The sequence below is a fragment of the Mitsuaria sp. TWR114 genome (assembly GCF_007997345.1).
In genome coordinates this window covers 1-3,632 of the sequence record NZ_VOSR01001079.1, presented here as the reverse complement: position 1 = coordinate 3,632, position 3,632 = coordinate 1, and the positions used below count along the sequence as shown (strand labels likewise).

General features: G+C 71.0%; 3 protein-coding genes. 1 reads left to right on the top strand and 2 read right to left on the bottom strand.

Features of this window, described 5'->3' with window-relative positions; genetic code table 11:
* Together FUT87_RS27490 and FUT87_RS27485 are read right to left on the bottom strand one after the other, a co-directional pair.
* Positions 1–1,146, bottom strand: a 1,146-nt coding sequence (locus tag FUT87_RS27490) for a hypothetical protein (RefSeq protein ID WP_147243025.1), incomplete at its 3' end; no start/stop codon positions are given.
* A gap of 19 nt (positions 1,147–1,165) precedes the next feature.
* Entirely contained in the window at positions 1,166–2,293 is a 1,128-nt protein-coding gene (locus FUT87_RS27485; protein WP_147241681.1) for a patatin-like phospholipase family protein, read from the bottom strand.
* A gap of 257 nt (positions 2,294–2,550) precedes the next feature.
* On the opposite strand from FUT87_RS27485, the gene FUT87_RS27480 reads away from it, so the two are divergent.
* Positions 2,551–3,632 (top strand): cache domain-containing protein (locus FUT87_RS27480; protein WP_147243024.1); only part of this gene is annotated, 1,082 nt, incomplete at its 3' end.

Sequence of the window (3,632 nt, the reverse complement as noted above, 5' to 3'; positions counted from 1 at the left end):
GGTCATCAGGTCCAGCGCGATGCCGGCGGCGGGATCGCGCGGGTAGAAAGCTTGATGGCCGTGCGCGGCGCGCATTGCCGGCTCGCCCCATGGCGCGGTGCGCGCGGACCGGTAGTTGAAGAGCAGGCGTGCGCCTGGCACCTGCCGCACGACCGCGTGGATCGCTTCGTCGTCCGGATGCTGGAAGAGGCTGCCGTCGGTGGAGACCAGCCAGGTGCCGCACTCGATCCGACCGAGCAGGTCCGGGCTGAGGTTGGCTGCCGAGCCGTGGTGGGCCAGCTTGACCGCGTCGAGCCGCAGCGTCGCGGCGCCTGTCGCGGCCGCCATCCGGCCCAGCGTCGCCGCGAGCGTCGGCGCATGCGCGTCGCCGAGCAGCGCGAGGCGTCGACCGGCGTATTCGGCGATGACGGCGATGCTCGAGCCGTTGGCCACCGCGTCATCCATCGGTCCGAGCGCCAGCGCCGCCGACGACATCATCTGGTCCGGCGTCGGCCGCAGCCGCGCGCCCGAGGCGCGATAGGCCGCGCGACCATCGAGCCGCGCGCGCAGCGCCGCCTCGTTCGCCGGGTCGACCTCGGCGCGCTCCAGGGCGCGGCTCCAGGCGGTGCGCAGCTTGACGAGTTTGTCCAGCGTCGGCGAGAGCAAGGTGAGCCGCAGGCCGCCGGGCAGCTCGCGCACCGGCAGCGGGCCGGTCGCGGGCACGAACACCGGCGCGCCTTCGAAGGCCGCGTTCCATTGGCGCCCATCGATGCGCACGCTGATCTCGGTGCCCTGCATCGCGCTGCGCTGGTGGATGCCGGCCTCGTCGGATGGCGCTTGGCGCGGGGCGGGCGGCGGCTCCTTCAGTTCCTGCGCGATGTGCGGCCAGCCGTTGAACCAGATGTCCCGGAAGGTGGCCAGCTCCGGATGATTCAGCAGCTTGAGACAGCCCTCGATGTGATCGCCGTCGACATGCGTGATGACCAGCAGCTCCAGCTCGCGCTGATCCTCGGGCAGCGCCGCCAGGCGGGCCGACAGCGCGCCATAGGCGCCGATCGGTCCGCCGTCGATCAGCACGCGATGGGGCCGCGCCGCGTCGCCATAGCTCAGCAGCAGGCAGTCGCCGTGCCGCGCCGGCAGCAGCTCGATGCGGAAGACCTCGGCCATGGCGGTCGTGGCGACGCGCTCAGGACAACGCGTGCCGCGGATAGGGCCAGGCGGGTGCCTGGGAGCGGAAGACCACCGCCGGCGCGCGGGAACGCAGCGCGGCGTCGCTGACCGCGTAACCCCAGTTGATCAGCTCGCACTGCTCCTGTTCCTTGAAGCGGTCCAGGCGCGTGCGGATCGCCGCGAGGTCGGCGATCCGCGCCGGATCGACGGACAGCGCCGGCACCTCGGTCGCGGGGTAGTCGGCGATGTCGGTGTCGATGGCCCAGAACGCGCCCTGGGCCTCGCCGCGCGCGTAGGCCGCGATCAGCATGCGCTTGCGCAGGGCCAGTGCCTGGTTCAGGCCGATGTCCATCGCGCGCAGCACCTGCCGCGGGGCCATCGTGCCGATGCCGGCATCGATGTCGAAGGGCTTGCCGGCGTCGCTGACCAGCACCGTGGCATGGCGGCCCCAGACGGTTTCCAGTCCGAGGTTGTCGTAGACGCCGCCGTCGGCCAGCATCAGGCGGCGGCGGTAGTCGACCTGGTCGTAGAGGTCGGCGCCATCGACGCGGGTGAAGTCCTCCGGCCGCACGTCCAGCGCGATCGGCGCCAGGACCGGCGGGAAGGCGCTCGAGCAGGCGACCGCTGTGGCCACGTCGAAGCGCGGTTTCGGGATGAGGCCGATGCGGTAGTCGCCGGCGTAGGGCTTGGAGAAGCGGAAGCTGACGCCGGTGGCGTAGTTGGTCGCGTTGAACACGAAGCGCGGCGTGTCGGGCAGCGACTGCAGCGAGGCGTCCAGGCCCAGACGCTGGCGATATTCCTCGGCGACGGCCTCGCCGGCCGACCGGAAGGGATTGAAGGCGCCCGACAGCACCGAGGCCACGTCGATGTTGCGGGCGCAGAACTCGCGCAGCGGTGTCACGACTTCGGCCTCGAAACGCGGGGAGTGCCCGTCGCCATCGAGGGCCAGCCGCGGCCAGCGCACGGCCAGCAGCCCCGAGGCGATCGAGCCGCCGGACACGCTGGACAGGCGCGCCAGCCGGCCCAGCACGCCTAGCTCGTTGAGCCGCCACAGCACGCCGACATGGAACAGCACGGCCCGGAAGCCGCCGCCGGACAGCGCGAGCGCGATGCCGTCGGCACGCGCGTCAGGGTCGAGGGGCATGGCCGTCTCCCGCAGTGGCAATGGACCAGCCTAGGCGCCGGGCGCTGGCGTCGCAAGCGGTCAAGTTGGGGATACGGGCCGGCGTGACGGCGCACGGCAGGCCGACCGTGGGGGCGCGGCCGTGAGGTAGTGACGCATAACGCCGTGCGTTAGCGGCGATGGGGATTCAGCATCGAACGGAACGAGCCGATAGTGCTGTCTGGTCCATTCGCGCCGCCCCGTGCATCGGGCGTGGCGGCGCCGTTCTCTTCCCACTCATGAAACTCCGCACCCGCATTCTTTTCCTGTGTCTGGCCGCGTTGATCGGCATGGTGGTCCTGGCAACGGTGTCCTTGACGACGCTGCGCCAGACGATGATGAAGGAGCGCACCGCGCAGCTGTCCACGCTGGTGGTGCTGGCCCAGGCCGCGCTCGAGAAGCTGCACGAGCAGGAGCTCGCCGGCAAGCTGACCCGCGAGGAGGCACAGCGCCAGGGCAAGCTGATCATCGGCAGCTTCCGCAAGGACGAGCTCTACTTCTTCGTCCGCGGCTACAGCGATGACGTCAACCTGGTGCATCCCAATCCGAAGCGCGTCGGCATCGTCGACGCCAAGGGCGGCAAGGAGGCCGGCGTGCGCTATCGCGCCGCGCTGGAAGGCCGCAAGGTCGGCACCGTGATCGCACCGGGGACGCGGCCCAACACCAAGGACGAGGTCGAGAAGCTCTACGCGGTGACCCGCTTCGAGCCCTGGGACTGGATCGTCGGCTTCGGCGACTACATCGACGACATCGACAAGGCCTTCTGGCGCAGCGCCGCGGTGCTGCTGTCGATCGGCCTGGCGCTGATGGCGGTGGTCGGCCTGCTGGGCTGGCGCCTGGCGACCAGCATCTACCGCCAGCTGGGCGGCGAGCCGGCCTATGCCTCGGAGATCGTCCACCGCATCGGTGCCGGCGACCTGAACGTGGCGGTGGACCTGCGCGGCGCGCATGCCGACAGCCTGCTGGTGGCGATGGACCGCATGCAGCGCAGCCTGTCGACCACCGTCGGCCAGATCCGCGGCGCGACCGACACCATCGCCAGTGCCGCGGGGGAGATCGCCTCGGGCAACCGCGACCTGTCCTCGCGCACCGAGGCGCAGGCCAGCGCGCTGGAAGAGACGGCGGCGTCGATGGAGGAACTGACCGCCACCGTCAAGCAGAGCGCCGACAACGCCCGGCAGGCCAACCAGCTGGCGATGTCCGCGTCCGATTTCGCGGTGCAGGGCGGCCAGGTGGTCGACGAGGTGGTGGCCACGATGGCGTCCATCAGCGGCTCGTCCAACAAGATCGTCGACATCATCGGCGTCATCGACGGCATCGC